Here is a 19,521-nt window from a genome sequence, read left to right on the forward strand (position 1 = left end):
GACGGTCTCTAATCTATTGTAATGATGAGAGGAGCTTAACGCGCTGCTTGCTGATAGACCAGTTGCTGATAGACCCGTTGTGATCATCGCTCGAGGATCTAACATGAAGTCGATACCGATTAGCTTAACCTGCCTGCTGGCGCTGGCTGGCTGCCAGGTGACGCCAGATCGTCTGCCCCAGGCCGAGCCTGCCCCCTCAGCGGCCTGCTATTTTTCTAACAGTGCTGAAAGAGACTCCCAGGAAGTGCTTCGCCAAAGCGTTGCGCTGCTCACCGAATCGGGATTTGAACTGAATTCGACGGATGCGACGTTAGGCCTGGTCACTGCTAGCCGCACCCAAGCGCTGCGTGGCTATTACGATCCTTATGATAACGCCTACGGTTATGGTCGCGGCATACGTGCCTTCGGCGGGTTTGGAGTGGGAGGCGGCGGCGGTATCGGCATCGGAATGGGCTTTGGGGGCGGGCTGCAACAGCAGCCAGTCGAGGTCGAACGGGTCTCACTCCTGATCCACGACGACCATATTCGTATCTCGCGCGATATCCGCCGCTTCGACCATCTGGGCGATATGCGGGAGTCGTACAGTGCGAGCAACGATGATTTTTGTCAGCGCTTTCAAACGGCGCTTGAGCAATACAGGATGCCAACCGGGAGAGGGTTATGAGGCGAGGCCGTTGGGATATCAGGTGGGTAGGCGTGATGCTTTTGAGTACATGGCTTACCGGCTGCGCAACGACGTCGCCGTCTGTCCCGCGTGAGCTTGTCTATCCAGCCTCGGTCGATACGACGTTTCGAAGTGCTGTTGAGCTGATGATGAAGCAAGGGTACGTGATACGCCATGCCGATTTGACCCTGGGGCGTGCAGAAGCCTCGCTAGCCCGCTGGCCTGAATACCGTTTGCAACTGCAGGTGAGTGAAGCCGGGAGTGGTAGCCAGGTGAGTGTCATGGCTTGGCGTGGCAATCAACCATTGGCGCCTTATTTATTGGATCCGTGGCTAGTGGATTTACAAGCAACGTTGGGATTAGCACCGTGAAGCAGTGTGGTGATCAAAGAGTAAGTACTTTTTATAGCGGCAAATGTTGGGCGCTGGGCGCTGGATTGATCGGCTTGCTGATGAGCCCGCTTGCAACCGCACATCCGCATGGCTGGATTGATTTCAGTATCCGAGTCATGACCGACGAGGAGGGCGTTGTGCGCGGGTTGCATCACGCATGGCGGATGGACCCTTTTTATAGCCTGGTGGTGTTTGAAGAGCTCCAGCATGTGGATGGCGTTAGCCTGGAGGTTGGGCTTGACCGGTTAGGCACTGAAATACGCGATAATCTTGCGGGTCAGCACTACTTTACAGACGTTCGTCTGGATGGCGAGCCGTTGGCATTGGGCGAGGTAACCGAATACACGGCCAGGGAGCATGACGGGCGGCTTAGCTTTACGTTTATCCTCCCGCTACAAACGCCCCAACCCTTGGCGGGCCACGTGCTTGATTATCAAATATACGATCCAACGTATTATATCGAGATGGTTCATGAGTCAGAAAATAACCAGCCTAAAGACGACGCCTTGGTGCTGCACGGGGAACCTGCCTGCGAGCTAAGCATCTTAATCGCCGAACCTGACCCTGAGCTGGTCCTGCAAGCTGCTCTGCTGGACCAGGATGAGGAAGCCGAACCAGGGCTTGGACGGTTTTTTGCCGAAACAGGGCGTGTTGATTGCCGCTAATCACAAGCTGCAGACCCGACGAATTCTATGAATGTATGAAATAAGGTAGTGCTTTATGCGATCACTCGTTATGCGCAGGCCCATTATGCTGATTGCGCTATTAGCACTTGCTGCTGGGGCAGTGATATTTTTATGGGAAGGGGGATTACAGGGCACAAGCTACCAGATGCTGGCTTGGCAGCGGAGCTTTAACCGCTCGCTCACGCTGGCGATTACCGAGCTTGCCCGCGAACCTTCTCAAGCCACCTGGTGGGTATTATTGAGCGTCAGTTTTGGTTACGGCGTTTTTCACGCGGCAGGGCCTGGGCACGGGAAGGCGGTGCTGGCAACGTATCTGGCCTCTCATGGGGGCGCCGTGCGGCGAGCATTAGGGCTTTCGTTTGCCGCGTCGCTGTTGCAAGGCGTGACTGCCATCGTCATGGTAGCCATTCTGGTGCACGGCCTGGGGTGGCTAACGCGTCAGGCCATGGGCAGTGTTGTTTGGGTTGAGCAGGCCAGTTTTTTACTCATAACGCTATTGGGTGTTTGGCTATGCGTTCGGGCTTACAAGCAGCTGCGCCGCGCTTATCAGCCTATTGCGTTTTATCCGGTTCAGCACGACCACGGCAATGGCCATCATCTCAATCACGATCACAGCCATGGCCACCACCACTGCTGTGGCGGCGCGCATCATATTGAACCCGAGCAAGCGTTGGATTGGCGTACCGCCATCATGACGGTCGGTGCGATTGGTATGCGTCCTTGCAGTGGCGCGGTACTTTTACTCGGCGCCGCCAGCCTATTGGGGCAGTTTTATATTGGCGTTTTATCGGTACTGGCCATGTCGTTGGGTACAGGAATGACGGTGTCGGCGTTGGCGCTTGCCAGCGTGTTTGCACGCCGCTGGGCAACGCGGCGTTTAGCCAGGCAGCAGCACGCTTCTCAGTCGGCGCATAAAGTGGTGGGCTGGGCGGCGCTTGCCGGCGGCATATTGATTGTTCTATTGGGCGTTATGCTTGTCACGACGAGTGTTTCTCAACCTGCCGGGGCGCCCTTGCTTGGCGAGCCGCCCGCAAGGCAAAGCAGCCCGCTTTTAAGGCCCTGACAGCAGCTAAGCGTTTAAGCGGTCAATATGCGCAATAAGTTGATCGCGCAGGTCGGCAAGTGACTCCAACTCATACGGTTCGGCGCTGCCATTGCCCCATACCGGCGCAGGCCAAGTGGCATCAGCTTGGTGGCGCACGACCACGTGGATATGCAGCTGTTTGACGACGTTGCCCAAGGTGGCGATATTCAATTTATCGCCCTCGAAGAGGGTTTTCATCACGTTGCCCAGTTGGGTGGCTTCCCGCCATAACTGGGCCTGGTCAGGCTCGGAAAGCTCAAATACTTCGCTGATATTATTCAGCCGAGGCACCAGAATCACCCAAGGATAGCGCGCATCATTCATTAACAGCACACGGCAAAGTGGCAGGTCGGCGATGGGGAAGGTGTCAGCATCCAGACGTTGGTCGAGAGTGAAATCGTTCAAAGAGCGCGCTCCAGGTAGTCTTCAATGGTGTATATGATAGCCGATGCTTTGGGTAGATGACGCGGTGTAGGGAGCAACCTTCGGGAAAACAGGCGAAATTAACCAAACACTGTTACGCTGAAAGTACCCCTTGGAAAGGGTAGACGCTACTAAAGGGCTGTTGCTAGACACGTTAAGGAGAACTCAAATGAAAAAACTTTTAGCGACTGGTTTTATTCTACTTATGACAGCAGGCGCGTTGGCCGGTTGTAACACGGTGGCTGGCGCAGGCCAGGATGTGGAAAGAGGCGGCCAGGCCGTTCAGGACGCCGCAAGCTAAGGTCCATGAACCCTTGACGATGTTGAGTGGGCCAGGCAATTGCTTGGCCCACTGTGTGTTTGGCCTGCATGTTAATAATCATTCGGGGTAGGTTTATGAATACGTGGCGATTCACTTATGGGTTTCAGTACGTGAAATTATTAGCCGCCAGCGGCGGCATTGTTCTGCTTTCTGCATGCGCTGCCGGTTCTGACGCGGCTAGAACGTCGGGTTCGGGTGATCAAAATGGCCAACCGATACCCATGGACAGCTGCGATACCGCCTCAATTCGCTACGCCATAGGCGAGGCCTTCGATGAAGCGAACGTTTCGCAGTTGCAAAGCGAAAGTCAGTCGCGCCAGGTGCGCGTGCTACGTCCAGGCGATGTGGCCACTATGGACCACCGACCGGACCGCTTGAATATCCATGTTGATAGTAATGAAACGGTCGAAGCTTTACGCTGCGGTTAGCGCAATATCAGCACTACACAAGCGGCGGTGAGCACTCCCATGGTGACGTTAAATATTCGCCAGGCACCGTCGCTTTTAATCCAATGACCGATCGCCATGCCAAACCCCGCCCATAGCGCCAAACAGGGGAAGGCAACCAGCTCTACAAAACCCACCAGGATTAACGCGTTTGCAACGGTTGAACCCTGATCAGGAATAAACCCCGCGATTAACGCAAGCCCCATGACCCACGCCTTGGGATTGGCGAATTGAAACGCAGCGGCCTGCCAGAAGGTAAGGGGTACGCTGTGTGCCTTGCTCTTTAAATCAGGCGGTGGTGCGCTGGCAATTTTCCATGCGAGGTAGAGCAAGTAAGCACTGCCTAACCAGCGCAGGGCGAATTGTAGGGAAGGATAGCGCTCAAACAGCACGCCTAACCCCAAAGCAATACTGAAAAACAGCAAAAAGCAGCCGCCGACAATACCCACCATATGCGGCAGCGTGCGCTTAAAGCCAAAGTTGGCGCCTGACGCGGTTAACATAATGTTATTAGGGCCGGGCGTTAGGGTCATCGACATCATGTAAAGGGCGGCTGGCCCAAGAATAACCCACTGACTATTCATAACGATCCTTCCAACGCTGGCGATTCACCTGCTCTTTAAGCATTTCAAGCATATCGTAAAGCACCAATTCTGTGATTCGTTGGCTGCCTTCATCGACGGTCAGCCAGCTGTTAAAGCCGCTCTCTGCGGTGCGTTCAACCACTTGCCTAAACTCGGGAGAATGGATACCCAGCGCAAGCTCATCCACTAACCGTTGGGCAACGCCGCTAATAGACGCCTGCATGGCATTCGTGGCGGTTTGGCCCATCGGCAGGCGGTGCAAGCGCTGGATCTCAGGGCTTTCACGTAGCGTGCGGCTTACAAGTTCATCAATGGCTTGCATAGCGTGCGTGCGATTTTGTTGGTACGCCTCGCCCACGGTACTTTCCAGACGCTGCACAATTTCACTAATCAACTGCTTTTTGCGCGGCATGATGACTCGGTCGACCACACGCTCAGTTAGCGAGTCGCTGGCCAGAATTTGCTGCTGTACATTGCCCAAAAGCCGTAGCGCGATACGATCAGAAAGCTCTTCAAGCAGGATATCGTAATATTTAAAGAAAAATTGATATATCGACCAGTGAGTAATGTTAATAAGCCGCAGACGATGTAAGCGATGAAGTAATGACACCACACGCAGTATTCTGAGTAGGCGAAAACCGCTTAATGGAATACAGCCCAGAACGTCATACCAGTGCACAAAGGGGTAGAAAAACCAGCGATGATAGCGCCTTTCGGCTACGGCGACGGTCCAACCCAGCAGAACATCGGCAACAAAAAAAGCGACAAAGAATAGATCAATCGTAAAAAAGCGGCTATGGACTTGGGTGTCATAAAATGTATAAAAGGCGGGTGCCAAGCCTGCAATAGCCTGGTTAACAGGCTCGATTAAAAACAGTGAATCAAACAGCAAAAGCCCTAAATTAAGCACCACCGCGATGAGAATCAGTAAATCCCAGCCAATATGAGCGTACTCAACGGGCTTGGGCAATTGTGGGTAGCGCCGTCTGGTGGGCATGTAACCTCCTTGTGAATGGGTATTAAAGCAGCATCAAGCGCTTAGCCCACCTGATTCGGCCGCTGCCTGCGACGCCTCGTAATATCCGGGCTAGCCTATTAAGCCTGCGCCTGGCAGTTAAGCCTGCGCCTGACAGTTAAGCCTGCGCCTGATAGTGCTGCTGGGTAAGTTTTTCTTCCTGCTCTGCCTGTTTACGATGCTTTTTTCGCAGTGCTGCTTTTTCAAAACGGAGCTGTTGAATAGGGGTGGTAAGCGTCAAAGGGGGAACGCTGGCGGGTTTTCCGTCAGGGTCCACCGCGACCATGGTGAGGTAGCAACTGTTGGTATGGCGGATGAGCTTATTACGGATATCTTCGGCGACCACCTTAATGCCGATCTCCATTGAGGAGCGACCAACATGGTTAACGCAGGCCAAAAAAGTGACGAGTTCGCCCACGTGAATGGGCTGTTTAAATAGCACCTGGTCGACGGAAAGGGTGACGACATAGTGGCCCGAATAGCGGCTGGCACAAGCGTAAGCGACTTCATCCAGTTTTTTAAGAATAGCGCCCCCGTGTACTTTACCGCTGAAGTTCGCCATATCGGGCGTCATTAGTACGGTCATTGACAGCTCATGCTGTCCTGGTAAGGCCGTGTGTGCGGCATCTGACATAACGTGTCCTTGGTTAACGCTGCCCGCCCTGTGGGGCGGGCAGATAAAAGCTTAGAACCAGACCAAGCCTATGGAAATAATCACCCCGGTGACAAACAGCTGAATCAGGCAGAAGCCCATAATATCTTTGGCTTTTAGGCCAGCGATGGCAAGCACCGGCAGCGCCCAGAAAGGTTGCAGCAAGTTAGTCCAGGCATCGCCCCAGGCAACGGCCATGGCCACCCGTGAGATATCGGCACCCAGCGCCTGGGCCGCTGGCAGCATCACGGGCGCTTGCACTGCCCACTGGCCGCCGCCGGAAGGCACAAACAGGTTAACAATGCCCGCGCTAATAAACGACCAAAAGGGCAGCGAGGTTGCTGTCGCAAACGAGATTAGCCACTCTGACATGCTTTGGGCCAAGCCTGACTGCACCATAATGGCCATAATGCCGGCATAAAACGGAAACTGAATAACGATGCCAGCGCCACCCTTAATGGCTTCGTTAAGGCTAATCAGTAAACTGCGTGGCGTGCGATGAAGTACGATAGCTAAAAACAGAAACAGGAAGTTCACGATATTCAGGTTTAAGCCGCCGCCCCGAAGAATAAAGTGATCAAGCAGATACAAAAGCCCCGGCACGCCCACCAGTAGCGAAAGTACCAGGCTATTTTCGAGTTTTTCCGCCGGGCGGGTAATACGCTCCTTCGGCGCGGGGGCATCTTCAAGCAGCTTGCTATCGACATACACACTGTCTTTTTCGTCGGGCAGCATTAACCGATTAACCAGTGGTACCGCGATAAACAGACACACAACAATCGCCAGGTTAAAAAAGGCGAAGATCGTTGAGCCGGTGCCAATCACGCCAATCGCATCGGCAGTGAAGTGTCCTTCGGTGGCGATAGTCAGCGGCACGGAACCCGCAAGGCCACCGTGCCACACGATGAAGCCCGAGTAGGCACTCGCCACGAGCAAGCGGTAATCCACGCGTACCAACCGAGCTAACTCCTTGGCAAACAGTGCCCCCACCACCAGGCCAAATCCCCAGTTAATCCAGCTGGCCACAAGCGAGACCAGCGTCACCAGGATAATCGCGCCACCGGCACTTTTTGCCGTTCCGGCAAGCTTTTGCAGGATACGCTTCACGGGTGGTGAGCTTGCCAGCATAAAGCCGGTTACCAGGACCAGCAGCATTTGCATCGAGAAGGTTAACAAGCCCCAAAAGCCGTCTCCCCACATGCGCATCACCGCAAGGGGCGTTTGGCGCTCCACGGCAATGGCGGCAGCGGCCGCCACGATCGTCAGTAGCAAAACAAAAATATACGGGTCGGGTAGATAACGCTCAACCAGCTTAACCGCTGGTTTCGATATCATTTTTAGCATGGCGGGCTCTCTTGTTTGTTATAGGAAGTACATGGCTAATATACGGTGATGCGCCATGGCTTTCACATTTAAAGACGTACTTTAGAACGATAGCGCAGCTAGCCAATAACGGGAGGACGGGTTTAAACGCTTATTGCCAACGCGAGTGACGGTAGCGTCGATAGTAACCAATCAATACACCTGAACGCACCGTAATAAACAGGGTAAAAGCGAACCATAAGCCATGATTGCCAAGACCTTGGGTCAGCCACCAGGCCGGCAGGTAAACCAGCATGGCGATAAAGATACTATTGCGCATTTCACGCACGGCGGTAGCACCAATAAACACGCCATCCAGAAGATAGCTCCAAACGGCAATCAGCGGCATCACCACCATCCACGGAAGGTATAACGCGGCGGCAGTGCGTACTTCGTCAAGCCCGGTTAAAAGTGCCACCAACTGATTGCCGCCAAGGGCAAACCCCAGAGAGGCACCGGCCGCTGTCCAAAAGGAGAACTGCGCTGCCCTGCGAACAATGAGTGAAAGCTCCTGCCAGTCACGGCGACCAAAGGCGCGACCCACCAGCGATTCTGCCGCGTGGGCAAAGCCATCCAGGGCGTAGCTGGTGAGCATAATAAATTGCAGTAGCACCGCATTGGCGGCCAGCACCGTATCGCCTTGACGCGCCCCTTGAGCCGTAAAGAAGGCCATGACGAACAGCAAGCCAAGCGTGCGTACAAACAGGTTGGCGTTGATATTGAAAAGGGCCGTATAGGCCGACAGTGCCAGCAAGCGTACACGCGATAAATGCCCAGAAAGCGTTTTAAGTTGGCGCGTCACCAAATAGCCGCCAAACGCTAGTGCACTGTAGTCGGCAATAACGCTTGCCCAGGCAACACCATTGCTGGTCATGCCCAGGCCCACCACAAACCACAGGTCGAGAACGATATTGACGCTGTTGGTCAGCAACAAAATCATCAGCGTAACGCGAGAGTTTTGTTGGCCTAAAAACCATCCCAATATTGCATAGTTGGCCAACACGGCAGGCGCCGACCATAGGCGTATTTCGGCATATTCACGGGCCAGCGGCGTAGCTACCTCGCTACCGTCCAGCAACCAAAGCCCTAAGGAAATAAGCGGTGACGAGAAAAGAATCAGCAGTGCACCAATCGCCCCAGCAATGATCAGCGATTGGCCCAGTAACAGGCGCACATCGCTATCACTTTCACGGCCGATAGCCTGAGCTACCAGCCCGGTGGTGCCCATGCGCAAGAAACCAAAGCCCCAGTAAAGAAAGCTGAAAAGAGTGGCGCCCAGCGTCACCGCCGCCAGATAGCGTGAATCGGGCAGGTGCCCAACCACCGCGGTATCGACCAGGCCCAGCAGTGGGACGGTAATATTGGAAAGGATAATTGGCCATGCGATGGCCCATATACGCACGCGAATCGTCGCTTAGGCAGCGGTAATAATGCGGTACTTCTCTAACAGCTGCTGCTGCGTTTCCTTGCGTGCCGGGTCAAGCGGAATACAGTCTACCGGGCAAACCTGCTGGCACTGTGGCTCATCGAAATGGCCAACGCACTCGGTGCACAGGTTTGGATTGATGATGTAAATCTCTTCGCCGGGCGAGATAGCATCGTTCGGACATTCGGGCTCGCAGACGTCGCAATTAATGCATTCATCGGTGATCATCAGTGCCATGGGCATACCTCGCAAATGGCTGGCACACCCGGGAATAACGGCAAGAAATACCCGAGTGTTTTACTCAACAATGTTAGTGGTTACGTAGTGTAGTGCTTACGCAAGGCTTCTGCGACCTGGGAAGGTACCAGTGGTGAAATATCGCCGCCCAATTTGGCAATTTCACGCACAATCGTGGAGGAAATATACGAGTTTTCTACGCCAGGCGTTAGAAAAACGCTTTCCAGCTCCGGGTTTTGAGCGCGATTCATGTTGGCAAGCTGAAGTTCGTACTCAAAATCGGAGGCGCCACGCAGACCACGTAAAATGATGGTGGCGCCTTGCTCGTGCATAAAGGTCGTCAGCAGATTGGAAAAACCCACTACTTCAACGTTGGAAAGCGACGCACAAACGTCTTTAGCCAAGGACATGCGGGCTTCTAAATCAAGGCTTGGCCGCTTGCCGGGGCTGGCTGCTACGGCAATGATGACCTTCTCGAACATCCTCGCGCCACGCGCTATAAGGTCCATGTGACCGTTGGTGATCGGATCAAAAGTGCCAGGGTACACGGCAATATTGACGCGTGGCATGTTCATTCCGAGGGCTCCTCGTTGATGCTACCAAAGGGGTTATCACTGGTAAGCGATACCGCCTGGGCATAGCCTGGAATATGAATGCGGTCAGCGTGAATATCCAGCTCCGGCCCTTCCAGCACCTCTTCGCCAAACTGATAGCGCGGCGCATAGTGGCCTCTATCCGCTTGAGCCAGATAGGCATCTGCTTGGGCGCGTACGGTTTCACGACGCGTTTTCCAAGCATTGATGGCATCGGCGCCATGGCGCTGGAGCAACAGGCGTTCGGTAACATCGGGTGAAAGCACCACGCCGGTGGCGTTATTGCCGCCAAAGCCCTTGGCATTAATAAAGGCAGCATCTGCTTTAAAGGCGATAGGGGTTTGGAAAAAACGCAGCCGGTCGGCGTAGACATCGTCAGCCACTTCATTAAGCGTGGGGATGCCGGGCAATATGTCATGGGCAAAACTGCCGAGCGCGCTTACGAGCTGGTCGCCCGCTGCCGAGCCTTGGGAGTGGCCAATAAATGACTTGATGGCGACGACTGGCCAGTCGGTAATGCCATTCGCACGGGCAATTTCATCCAGCACATGGGACTCAGTCGTGCGATTTTTCGGCGTGCTGGTGCCGTGAGCATGCAGAAAACTGCGCTCTCTTAGTGCTTTTTCGCCTAACAGGTCGCGCACCAGCGATGCGGCCTTGCCCAGGGTAATGTAATTGCCAATACCCGGCGCGGAAATCGAGCGTTTAAAGCCGTCAGCGTTAACAAAGACATCCGGTACCGAGCCCAGAATGTCTGCGCCCAGTTCAAGCGCCAGCGAGTCATCCATTAGCAGGATAAACTGGCTGGCTTCTGCCATGGTAAAACCACAGTTAAGCGCAAACGGTCGGCTGGCGCGCTGGTAATCCGCATCTGTTAATAGCTCCAGGGCATCCAGCGCTTTTAAGCTAGCGTCGTCTGCCAGGGCGCCCATCGCGCGAAAGCCTTCAATAATTTCCGGGGTGATCGGCGCATCAGCGGTGCCTACCATGACCACTCTGCGTCGCCCCGAACGAATATCTTCAGTACCCAAGCGCAAGTTATAGAGAAAACTGGCGCAGGCGCCTAATACCGCCCCGGTACTGCCAACGCTACCCAGCACATAGGCATTTAAAAAGTCGGCGGGCATTTGCCCGTACCCTAACGGCATCTGTTTTGAGGTGGCGCGTTGACCGCTCACCAAACTCTTCATCAAACCGCCCCAGCCAGCATCATCCAACTGACCAATGGAGTTGCCTGCATAAACAGCGATGTGGTCAGGATTAAGCGTTTGGCGCAGCGTCTCCCAGGATAAACCGCTGGCACCCAGGCAGTCGCTGGCGCCAAAAATCGCCATCGAGAGTCCGCGAGGGTGATGCACGCTGCGGTACAGGCTTGCCGGTTCAAAACCGTGAGGAAGCTGCGCTGCTGCACATACCTTGGGGCGCTGAGCGTCGGGCAGCAGCGTCTCAAAAACGCCTGCCGGTACGGTGACCTCTACCTCACGGGCGCCCAGTTCGCGGACCTGCCAGTTTTCCGGTAAATTTTCCGGAAGCTGGCGGCGGCGCAGCGTAAAGCGCAGCGGCTCGCTCAACTGAAGGCTGGCCTGACGATTGGCAGGCAGCCCCGGCTCCAGGAACCTGGGGTCCTCGTTGCGGCGAACCAATGTGTGGTTAAGCACCTGATCACGTAACGACTGAGCAGGCGAATCTACGGGCAGGCCTGCGCGATCGTGCCACCCTTTTTCGGAGTGCTCGACAAGCTGCATAAGGGCCGCCAGGCCCTCCAGGGTCTGGCGCTGCTGGTCAGCGGGAAGGGCATCAAGCACGGTACGACGGAAGGCCTGATGGCCTGAGGTCCTGCCGGCGGGATTGATGCCGCCCATGCCGACAATCACCGGTAAGTGTGACAAGCCGGGTTCCTCGTGGTGCGGTGGTTTTTAATAACAGTTATCGTCAATGGCAGGGTAAAAAGTACGCGGCCATTGAGCTTAATAAATATCTCGGGCGTGATCATAGCACCGGGCACCTTATGACGTCATGCTGCAAGCGCAGGAGACTGATAGAATCACCTCTTTTTAAGTCTGAGGGATGGCATGCAGAACACTTCTCGCCCCGTTATATCCAATCAGCCAGGCCCTCACCATGATCTAGCGCGCCGGATCGATCGAGCGTTGGCAACGCCACTACGTAAACCCATTGCGGCTCATACTCAGGAAGCATTTGAGCAGGCTAACCGCTGGTATCAAGCGCGTCATGCGCCGCTGATCATCGATGCCGGGTGCGGTGTTGGAATTTCGACCCGCCAATTGGCTGCACAGTTCCCTGACCATGCCGTGATCGGGGTCGATCGCAGTGAAGATAGGCTAGGGCGTGATCATGGCGCGCTACCGGATAATGCGTTGCTGGTCCGGGCGGACCTGGTTGACTTTTGGCGCCTGGCGGATCAGGCGCGGTGGCAACCTGAACGCCACTATTTGTTATACCCCAATCCGTACCCCAAGGCCGCTCATTTAAAGATGCGCTGGCATGGGCACCCGGTTTTACCCACACTGTTGGCACTTGGTGGCCAGCTTGAGGTGCGCTCCAACTGGCCGCTTTATATTGAGGAGTTTGCCTTGGCAGTCGCGCAAGTAACGGGAAGGCAAGCAGACATCGGCGTATGGACGCCCGATAGTGAGTACTTAACCCCCTTTGAAGCTAAATACGATAAAAGCGGCCAAACGCTTTGGCGCTTACAGGTTCAACTCGAGCGCTTATAACGTTTGTGTTAGGCGAAAAACCTGGCCTGTCCGCGCGGATGGATATCGCCCTGATAGTGGTAGGTGTGGTGGTGATGCACGTGTTTTCAAAATGAATAGACATTGAGGCCGATAACAGTGACGTACTTCTTTAAAGCAACGGTGCGCAAGTGGCGTGTGACGATGACCGCCGGGGTAGCCGCCGCTTCACTACTGGTGAGCCCTGCGCTATTTGCCGATTTTAGCCGTTTGGGGCAGTTGCAGGATAAGGGGTTTGCGATAAGCGCGGAGGCGCGCCTGCTTGATACTGATGCGCCTGAGTTGCTGGGAAGCATTAACCCGGCGAGCCAGATGGCGCCCGCCTCTGTTACCAAAGCCTATATGGCGGCCGCCCTATTAAATCGCTTTGGCCCTCAGCATCGCTTTACCAGCCAGCTGGTAAGCAGTGGCGCTATCGATAACGGCATTTTGCGTGGGGACCTGGTGTTTGAAGGCGGCGGCGACCCAGGGCTTACGACAGAAAATCTGTGGCGCCTGGTGCAGCGCTTACAAATGGCCGGTGTTAATGAAGTTGATGGTGCGCTCGTCGTAAGCCAGTGGCGTTTTGGCCCTGTCGACTGTATTACCAACGACCGCTGCAACGCCCGCACCCGTGTGACCAATGCTTATAGCGCGCCGCTTACCTCCGCGGGGGTTAATTTCGGCAGCTGGTGTGTCAACGTAGCCCCTTCTCAAGTGGCGGGTGAACCCGCTCGTACCACGCTTTGCGATAGCCAGTTACCATTAATTGATATCGATAACCAGGTCATCACACGCTTGGCCAATAGCGGAACCGAAATTAGCGCCGAGCGCGTAACCGATGAGCGTGGCGATGTAATGCGCCTGAGTGGGCAAATTTCGACCAACGCCATGGCTCGGGATATTTATCGAGGAGCCGGCGACGCCGCTGAAGAGACCGCGCAGATACTGCTTGGCATGCTAAACCAGGCGGGCATTGCTGTCAGAGACCCATGGCGTGTCACTTCAACTCAGCCTCTTGCCAGTGCGAAGCGCTTGGCGGCGGTGGATAGCCAGCCGCTACAAGAACTCCTGCTGCGCACCATGAACTACTCCAATAACTATATGGCTGATGTGCTGGCCTTAAACCTGGTGGAAACGCCGCAAGCCCAACTGCGTCAGGCGGGTTCAGCGCTGGAAGTTTATGCCGAGAGCTTATCAGGCCACGGCCCTGTCACCTTATATAGCGGTAGTGGACTGACGACAGAAAACCGTACCTCGGCTCATGGCGTTAATGTAATGCTGGAGGACATGTATCTGAAGAGTTCGCTGTTTCCAAGCTTCGTGGCCGCCTTTCAGTCGCCTGCCAACGGCGTCATGCGATTTATTCGACGCGGCTCATCCACGTTTCAAAATAACGTCATGCTCAAAACAGGTACGCTGAATCAGCCTTTTGCCGTACGCGCTGTGGCAGGTTACTTTCGTACGGCCTCCGGGCGTTGGGGTGTTTTTAGTGTATTGGTGAACGGAAGTGGTAACACTCCTTATATAAGCTGGTCTGAGGTGCTTGATCCGTTGTCGCTCGATTTGGACGCAATGATTCTGGCTAATTAATTTCCTCGACGCTTAAAGTGAGACGACTTGCATGAAACCAGAGCATACCGGTCTAACCCATTTGGTGTACTCAACGCGCTACTCCTGGAAAGGATTAAAGGCTGCCTTTCGTAACGAAACGGCCTTCCGACAGGAAGTGTGTATTACCGCCGTGTTGTTGCCTTTTGCCTGGTGGATCAGTAATGACTCGCTAAGCTGGTTACTGCTGGTGGGCAGCTTGTTTTTCGTGCTCATTGTTGAGCTGTTAAACAGTGCGATTGAAAACGTGGTCGACCGCATTGGTACAGAGCATCACGAACTTTCCGGGCGGGCCAAGGATATTGGGTCCGCCGCCGTCATGCTGTCGTTAATAATGGCCGGGCTTACCTGGGGGCTCTTGGGTTGGCAAAAAATCTTTGGCTAGCGTGTAAGCGCTTGGCGGTGAGGTAGCTATGCAACAGGATAATTCGTTTATATCTTTAAACGCGCTGCCTGAGGTGCTTCAGCAAGAGGGCCAGAAGGTGGGCCAGCGACTGAACGATGCGCTTGGTCAAGCGGATAATACTGCCTCATTGACCCAGCAACCGCTGCCCTCGGAAGGTTGGCAAGCGCTTACTCAACCACGTCGCGAGGCGCTGGCCAAGGTGCTAAGCGTATCCACCTTTGTGCTGGATACGTTCACCCGCTACCCGGGCTGGCTTACAGCGCTTGAAGCCAACGGCGAATTGGATATGGCACCGGCCCGCCATGATCAACAACAGTGGCTGCACGACGCACTGGAACGCGCAGAAGATGAAGCGACCATGCAGCGTGTGTTGCGGCGTTTTCGGCGTGCACGAATGGTGGGCATCATCTGGCGGGATCTAAATCGGCCTGATGGTTATACCATGTGGGATACCGCTCACGCGGTTTCTCAACTGGCTGAGCTGTGTCTTGAGGCCGCGTTACGTTGGCTTGAAGGTTTTTATGCGCCTCGTTGGGGTATGCCAGCGCCCCGTGCCGATGGCGCTGCCCAGCGCTTGGTCGTTCTTGGAATGGGGAAGCTGGGCGCAGGCGAACTGAATCTCTCCTCTGATATCGACCTGATTTTTGCCTTCCCTGAAAAAGGAGAGACGCAGGGCGGGCGCAAGCCGCTGGAGCATCAGGAATACTTTACCAAGCTGGGCCAAAAGCTGATTGCCGCGCTGGATGCCATGACCGCAGATGGCTTTGTCTTTCGGGTGGATATGCGCTTGCGGCCGCTAGGCGATGGCGGACCGCTGGTAGGCAGTTTTGCCATGCTCTCAAGCTACTATCAGGACCAAGGACGCGAGTGGGAGCGTTACGCTCTGCTCAAGGCGCGCCCGGTGGCGGGAGATATAGAGGCGGGGGTTGAGTTATTGGCTGGCCTGCGCCCGTTTGTATATCGCCGTTACCTGGATTTTGGCGCCATTGAGTCGCTGCGCGAGCTAAAAGCCATGATTAACCGTGAAGTAAAGCGCAAAGGGATGCAGAGCAATATCAAGCTCGGCCCTGGCGGCATTCGCGAAGTGGAATTTGTGGTGCAGGCGTTCCAACTGATTCGTGGCGGGCGGGATACGGAGCTGCAGGTAACGTCGTTGAAAACGGCCTTGAATCGCTTGCCCGAGCTGGGGCTACTGCCCCAAGCGGTGGTCGATGAACTCATGCCTGATTATGCGTTTCTGCGCGACCTGGAGCACGTCATCCAAGCGCTTGAAGACCGCCAGACGCAAATGCTGCCGACAGATGAGACCGACCAGGCCCGGATTGCTTTTGCCATGGGCTATCAAGATTGGGCACTACTGATGGCGGCGCTTGATGATGTTCGAGAGCGTGTTCGGCGTCATTTTGATGCCGTGATTGCTGACCCCGAGGAGGATGCGGAAGAAACCAACGACGCAAGCCGCTTGGCGCCTGCGCAGTGGCGTTTGATCTGGCGCAACGAGCTGGAAGCGGACGAAGCAACCGCTTACTTACACAGTGCAGGATTTGCCGAGCCCGATCAGGTATTGAAGCGTCTGCAGAGTTTCTATCAATCGCGCCAAGTGCAAAGCATGCAGCGAATCGGTTTTGAGCGTCTTGATGCGCTAATGCCGCTACTGCTGGCTGCCGTGGCTGAAAATGAGACACCGGATATTGCGCTTGCCCGCGTGCAGCCTTTGATTGAGGCGGTACTAAGGCGAACCGCTTATTTAGCGCTGCTGCGTGAAAATCCTCAGGCGCTTGAGCATCTCATGCGCTTATGCGTTGCCAGCCCATGGATTGCCGAGCGCCTTTCTCGTTATCCGATTCTGTTGGATGAGCTGTTAACGCCAGAAACTCTCTACACCCCAGCGGATAAAGCACGCTTGGCCGATGAGTTGCGTCAAACGTTAAACCGGCTGCCTGAAGATGATGAAGAAGCCCAGCTTGAAGCATTGCGGGTATTTAAACATGCCAAAATGCTTCATGTTGCCGCCTCTGATATCGCTGGTACACGGCATTTAATGAAAGTAAGTGATTACTTAACCTATATCGCTGAAGTGATTCTGGATGCCGTTTTGGCGATGGCCTGGAAACATGTGACCCGTAAGCACGGAGTGCCCAAGGGGCTTAACGACCATGAACCGGCTTTTCTGATTATTGGCTATGGAAAGTTGGGCGGTATCGAGCTGGGTTATGGCTCTGATCTTGACCTGGTTTTTCTGCATGATAGCGACGGTAAAGGGGCAACCGACGGTCCTCGACCCATTGATACGCCGCTGTTTTTTACCCGTTTGGGCCAACGCATTATCCACCTGCTAACCGCGGTGACGCCCGCAGGCAGCTTGTACGACGTCGATATGCGCTTGCGCCCCTCAGGCAATGCGGGGCTATTGGTGACCTCGCTTGATGCCTTTGCCGACTATCAACAGCAAAATGCCTGGACTTGGGAGCATCAGGCGCTAGTGCGCGCACGGGTCATCGCCGGAAGCAGTGCGCTTGCCGAACGGTTTAACCAGATTCGTGGAGACATCCTGGGCAGGCAACGTGATAAACACGCCCTGCGTGATGATGTAGTCAACATGCGCCACAAAATGCGAGACCACTTGGGCAGTAAAACCCAGGAACCGCGCTTTAATTTAAAGCACGATGCTGGTGGCATGGTGGACATTGAATTTCTCTGCCAGTACGCAGTGTTAGCGCTGGCTAACCAAACACCCTCGCTGGCTACCTACAGCGATAATATGCGTATTTTAGAGATGCTTGCCGAGAGTGGGCACTTACCTTCAGAGGAGGCTGAGCAGTTAAAAGAAGCTTATCTGGCCTACCGCAGTAGAACACACCGCGCAGCACTGACTGGCGAGAAACTCATTGGTGAGGTCGATGACTTTAAGGAGCATCGCGCTGCCGTCGAAGCCCTTTGGCAACGCTTTTTAGAGCCCTAAACCAGGGCTTGAAAGTTGGGCTCGAGTAGTTTGTTCTGGAGAATTAGCTTTGCGTCTTTCAGTCAAACGCCGCTATTCAGAACAGAGGAGCCGTCATAAAGGCTTCCTTATTGCTTTGGGAAGCCTCATGCCGATGATTAGCGCCGTTAATCACGCGGCGTTGCCTTGTTATCTTCGTGTGTTTTTACCTCGTAACTTCCTTCCAGAACATCCTGCTGATGTGACCGCGTATGAGGCTCTGCGTAGCCGCCGCCAATATCCTGAGCTTGCTCAGCGCGCATCTGCTCCATTCGCTTTTTCATTTTATGGCGCACAAAAGGCATCATGGCCCAGCCAATTAAAAGAAAGAACAGGCCTAATATGACGCCAACCACCATTAGCACGCCAAACGCCAGCCACGTTAGCAGCAATTTTAAGCTGCCCATTAGCCCGCCGGGCTGCGACTGCGCTGCGCGTGTACGCCATTGTTGAGCAGCTTGCCAAGCGGCGTTACGTTGATCGCGATTCATCTGTGGCATAAAAGCCTCCATCGTCGTGTGCCTTATTGGAACATAGTTTGTTAGCCAAGTTCACTGAAGGCTGGCCTATATCTTGCTTTACTAGCGTTAGGGAAACGGTTTGCCTTGAAATACCTCCTATAAGGAACGCTCATGCAAGATAATAGTATTCTTGAACTTGCTTACGGCATTACAACGATTACGCGAGAAAAAATCGGCATGATTGAAAAAATCATGCAGCAAACTGAAATTTTGGCTTTGAATGCACGTATAGAAGCGGCAAGAGCAGGTCCCAGCGGTGCGGCCTTCTCTGTCGTTGCTCAGGAGATGGGACGTGTATCCGGTGCGATCAATGAAATCGCCCGTGATTTTCGACACCAGGTGGAGGCGCACACTGAAAGTATTGAAACGGCCGGTACGTCAATGGCCAATGAGTTTCGCGGGCAGCGCTTTACCGATATTGCTTTGAATGCAGTTGAAATCATTGACCGTAATTTGTTTGAGCGCTCCTGCGATGTGCGCTGGTGGGCGACGGATAGCGCTGTGGTCGAGGCCATACAGCATCCCAATCAGCAGCGCTGTGATTATGCGAGCCATCGGCTGGCCACTATTCTGCGCTCGTATACCGTTTATCTGGATTTATGGGTGGCAGATGCAGAAGGCAATGTGATTGCCAGCGGTCGTCCTGACCACTATCCTGGCGTAAAAGGTGTAAACGTAGCCGACACTGAATGGTTCAAGCGTGCCATGAAAACACCTGATGGAGACGCGTTCGTGGTTAACGATATTGAGCACAATGCCCTGTTGGACGACGCAGCGGTGGCAACGTATGCCACGGCTATTCGCAAAGGCGGAGAGAGTGATGGTGTTGCCATTGGCGTTTTAGGCATATTTTTTGACTGGGCCCCTCAGGCAAAGGCGGTTGTTGAAGGGGTCGGGTTAACCGAAGAGGAGCAGGCTTGTAGCCGCGTTTTATTACTCGACTCCAAGAATCACATCATTGCAGATACTCAGCAAAATACCGTTGGCAACCGGTATCCGTTAGCACGCGACAGCGAACAACGCGGGTATTATCAGGAGAAGGGGAGCTTGATAAGTTTTGCTGAAACGCCCGGCTATGAAACGTATCGAGGATTAGGCTGGTTGGGTGTTGTTGAATATCAGGTAATAGAAAATCCGACTGGATAGGATTGCTAGCACCAAAATAATGCGACTTGGCTAAAAAAGAGCATTTAATGTTCTGTTTTGGTGCAGTGAGCGCGCTAAAGAAGGTGACGGAAAACAATTGTTTGCCCATTTAGATAACGGCGTTAAATACGCATGCCCTTCATGAATAAACGAAGACTGTACATAAACATCGTTAACCCGCTAGGGTTACAGCGTCTATGTATAGTTTCTTTCATTCAATTACTTATCTAACAAGG

At 54.2% G+C, this 19,521-nt stretch carries 21 protein-coding genes; 11 read left to right on the forward strand and 10 right to left on the reverse strand.

Translation table 11 applies throughout. The features are described from left to right. The first annotated feature begins 103 nt into the window (after positions 1-103). Genes FKN99_RS07890 through FKN99_RS07905 form a run of 4 tightly spaced genes read left to right on the forward strand, consistent with a single transcriptional unit; the run spans position 104 to position 2,805 of the window. Positions 104-664, forward strand: coding sequence for a hypothetical protein (locus FKN99_RS07890; RefSeq protein ID WP_172117356.1), 561 nt, complete (start codon positions 104-106; stop codon positions 662-664). Continuing rightward, the gene (locus FKN99_RS07895; RefSeq protein WP_172117357.1) at positions 661-1,035 is read left to right on the forward strand and encodes a hypothetical protein; all 375 of its coding nucleotides are present in this window, start codon (positions 661-663) and stop codon (positions 1,033-1,035) included. The genes FKN99_RS07890 and FKN99_RS07895 overlap by 4 nt, the downstream gene beginning before the upstream one ends. A 53-nt stretch (positions 1,036-1,088) precedes the next feature. Then, positions 1,089-1,721, forward strand: coding sequence for a DUF1007 family protein (locus FKN99_RS07900; RefSeq protein WP_264298632.1), 633 nt, complete (start codon positions 1,089-1,091; stop codon positions 1,719-1,721). A gap of 55 nt (positions 1,722-1,776) precedes the next feature. After that, on the forward strand, positions 1,777-2,805 hold the full coding sequence (locus tag FKN99_RS07905; RefSeq protein WP_226913401.1) for a nickel/cobalt transporter: 1,029 nt from the start codon (positions 1,777-1,779) through the stop codon (positions 2,803-2,805). Positions 2,806-2,811: 6 nt separating this feature from the next. On the opposite strand, the gene FKN99_RS07910 is transcribed toward FKN99_RS07905, so the two are convergent. Then, positions 2,812-3,231 carry an HIT domain-containing protein gene (locus FKN99_RS07910; protein WP_172117359.1) on the reverse strand — a complete coding sequence of 140 codons (420 nt, stop codon included), beginning with the start codon at positions 3,229-3,231 and terminating at the stop codon, positions 2,812-2,814. A gap of 187 nt (positions 3,232-3,418) precedes the next feature. Between FKN99_RS07910 and FKN99_RS07915 the strand changes: the two genes are divergently transcribed. Then, positions 3,419-3,550, forward strand: a complete 132-nt coding sequence (locus FKN99_RS07915; protein WP_087105855.1) for an entericidin A/B family lipoprotein — start codon at positions 3,419-3,421, stop codon at positions 3,548-3,550. Positions 3,551-3,681: 131 nt separating this feature from the next. Further along, positions 3,682-3,999 (forward strand): I78 family peptidase inhibitor, encoded by a 318-nt coding sequence (locus FKN99_RS07920; protein WP_319941253.1) that lies wholly within the window; start codon positions 3,682-3,684, stop codon positions 3,997-3,999. Here FKN99_RS07920 and FKN99_RS07925 read toward each other — a convergent pair. The 8 genes from FKN99_RS07925 to FKN99_RS07960 form a co-directional block, all read right to left on the reverse strand. Then, the gene (locus tag FKN99_RS07925; RefSeq protein WP_172117361.1) at positions 3,996-4,601 is read right to left on the reverse strand and encodes a LysE family translocator; all 606 of its coding nucleotides are present in this window, start codon (positions 4,599-4,601) and stop codon (positions 3,996-3,998) included. The two genes, FKN99_RS07920 and FKN99_RS07925, sit on opposite strands and share 4 nt — an antisense overlap. Beyond that, positions 4,594-5,598: an ion transporter gene (locus FKN99_RS07930; protein WP_172117362.1), complete on the reverse strand. Its 1,005-nt coding sequence runs from the start codon at positions 5,596-5,598 to the stop codon at positions 4,594-4,596. The genes FKN99_RS07925 and FKN99_RS07930 overlap by 8 nt, the downstream gene beginning before the upstream one ends. Before the next feature lie 136 nt (positions 5,599-5,734). Continuing rightward, positions 5,735-6,250 carry an acyl-CoA thioesterase gene (locus FKN99_RS07935; RefSeq protein WP_172117363.1) on the reverse strand — a complete coding sequence of 172 codons (516 nt, stop codon included), beginning with the start codon at positions 6,248-6,250 and terminating at the stop codon, positions 5,735-5,737. A gap of 51 nt (positions 6,251-6,301) precedes the next feature. Then, positions 6,302-7,612 carry a short-chain fatty acid transporter gene (locus FKN99_RS07940; protein WP_172117364.1) on the reverse strand — a complete coding sequence of 437 codons (1,311 nt, stop codon included), beginning with the start codon at positions 7,610-7,612 and terminating at the stop codon, positions 6,302-6,304. A gap of 130 nt (positions 7,613-7,742) precedes the next feature. Beyond that, positions 7,743-9,032 (reverse strand): MATE family efflux transporter, encoded by a 1,290-nt coding sequence (locus FKN99_RS07945; RefSeq protein ID WP_172117365.1) that lies wholly within the window; start codon positions 9,030-9,032, stop codon positions 7,743-7,745. A 12-nt stretch (positions 9,033-9,044) separates the two neighbouring features. Beyond that, positions 9,045-9,293: a YfhL family 4Fe-4S dicluster ferredoxin gene (locus FKN99_RS07950; RefSeq protein WP_087105869.1), complete on the reverse strand. Its 249-nt coding sequence runs from the start codon at positions 9,291-9,293 to the stop codon at positions 9,045-9,047. Between the two features lie 80 nt (positions 9,294-9,373). Next, positions 9,374-9,868 (reverse strand): pantetheine-phosphate adenylyltransferase, encoded by a 495-nt coding sequence (gene coaD / locus FKN99_RS07955; protein ID WP_172117366.1) that lies wholly within the window; start codon positions 9,866-9,868, stop codon positions 9,374-9,376. After that, the gene (locus FKN99_RS07960; RefSeq protein WP_172117563.1) at positions 9,865-11,748 is read right to left on the reverse strand and encodes a beta-ketoacyl synthase; all 1,884 of its coding nucleotides are present in this window, start codon (positions 11,746-11,748) and stop codon (positions 9,865-9,867) included. Before FKN99_RS07960 ends, coaD begins: the two co-directional genes overlap by 4 nt. A gap of 210 nt (positions 11,749-11,958) precedes the next feature. Here FKN99_RS07960 and trmB point away from each other — a divergent pair, with 210 nt between their 5' ends. From trmB to glnE, 4 genes are all read left to right on the forward strand, one after another. Next, on the forward strand, positions 11,959-12,624 hold the full coding sequence (gene trmB / locus FKN99_RS07965) for a tRNA (guanine(46)-N(7))-methyltransferase TrmB (RefSeq protein WP_172117367.1): 666 nt from the start codon (positions 11,959-11,961) through the stop codon (positions 12,622-12,624). 162 nt (positions 12,625-12,786) lie between these two features. Next, complete coding sequence (gene dacB / locus FKN99_RS07970) at positions 12,787-14,214, forward strand: D-alanyl-D-alanine carboxypeptidase/D-alanyl-D-alanine endopeptidase (RefSeq protein WP_172117564.1); 1,428 nt, start codon at positions 12,787-12,789, stop codon at positions 14,212-14,214. A gap of 31 nt (positions 14,215-14,245) precedes the next feature. Then, positions 14,246-14,617: a diacylglycerol kinase gene (locus FKN99_RS07975; RefSeq protein ID WP_172117368.1), complete on the forward strand. Its 372-nt coding sequence runs from the start codon at positions 14,246-14,248 to the stop codon at positions 14,615-14,617. A 28-nt stretch (positions 14,618-14,645) separates the two neighbouring features. Beyond that, positions 14,646-17,600, forward strand: a complete 2,955-nt coding sequence (gene glnE / locus FKN99_RS07980; protein WP_172117369.1) for a bifunctional [glutamate--ammonia ligase]-adenylyl-L-tyrosine phosphorylase/[glutamate--ammonia-ligase] adenylyltransferase — start codon at positions 14,646-14,648, stop codon at positions 17,598-17,600. Between the two features lie 146 nt (positions 17,601-17,746). Here glnE and FKN99_RS07985 read toward each other — a convergent pair whose 3' ends face one another. Continuing rightward, positions 17,747-18,118, reverse strand: coding sequence for a hypothetical protein (locus tag FKN99_RS07985; RefSeq protein WP_172117370.1), 372 nt, complete (start codon positions 18,116-18,118; stop codon positions 17,747-17,749). Between the two features lie 132 nt (positions 18,119-18,250). On the opposite strand from FKN99_RS07985, the gene FKN99_RS07990 reads away from it, so the two are divergent. Continuing rightward, positions 18,251-19,285 carry a methyl-accepting chemotaxis protein gene (locus FKN99_RS07990; RefSeq protein WP_172117371.1) on the forward strand — a complete coding sequence of 345 codons (1,035 nt, stop codon included), beginning with the start codon at positions 18,251-18,253 and terminating at the stop codon, positions 19,283-19,285. The last annotated feature ends 236 nt before the right edge of the window (positions 19,286-19,521 follow it).

It is taken from the genome of Halomonas hibernica, from assembly GCF_013183775.1.
Taxonomy (GTDB): Bacteria; Pseudomonadota; Gammaproteobacteria; order Pseudomonadales; family Halomonadaceae; genus Vreelandella; species Vreelandella citrativorans.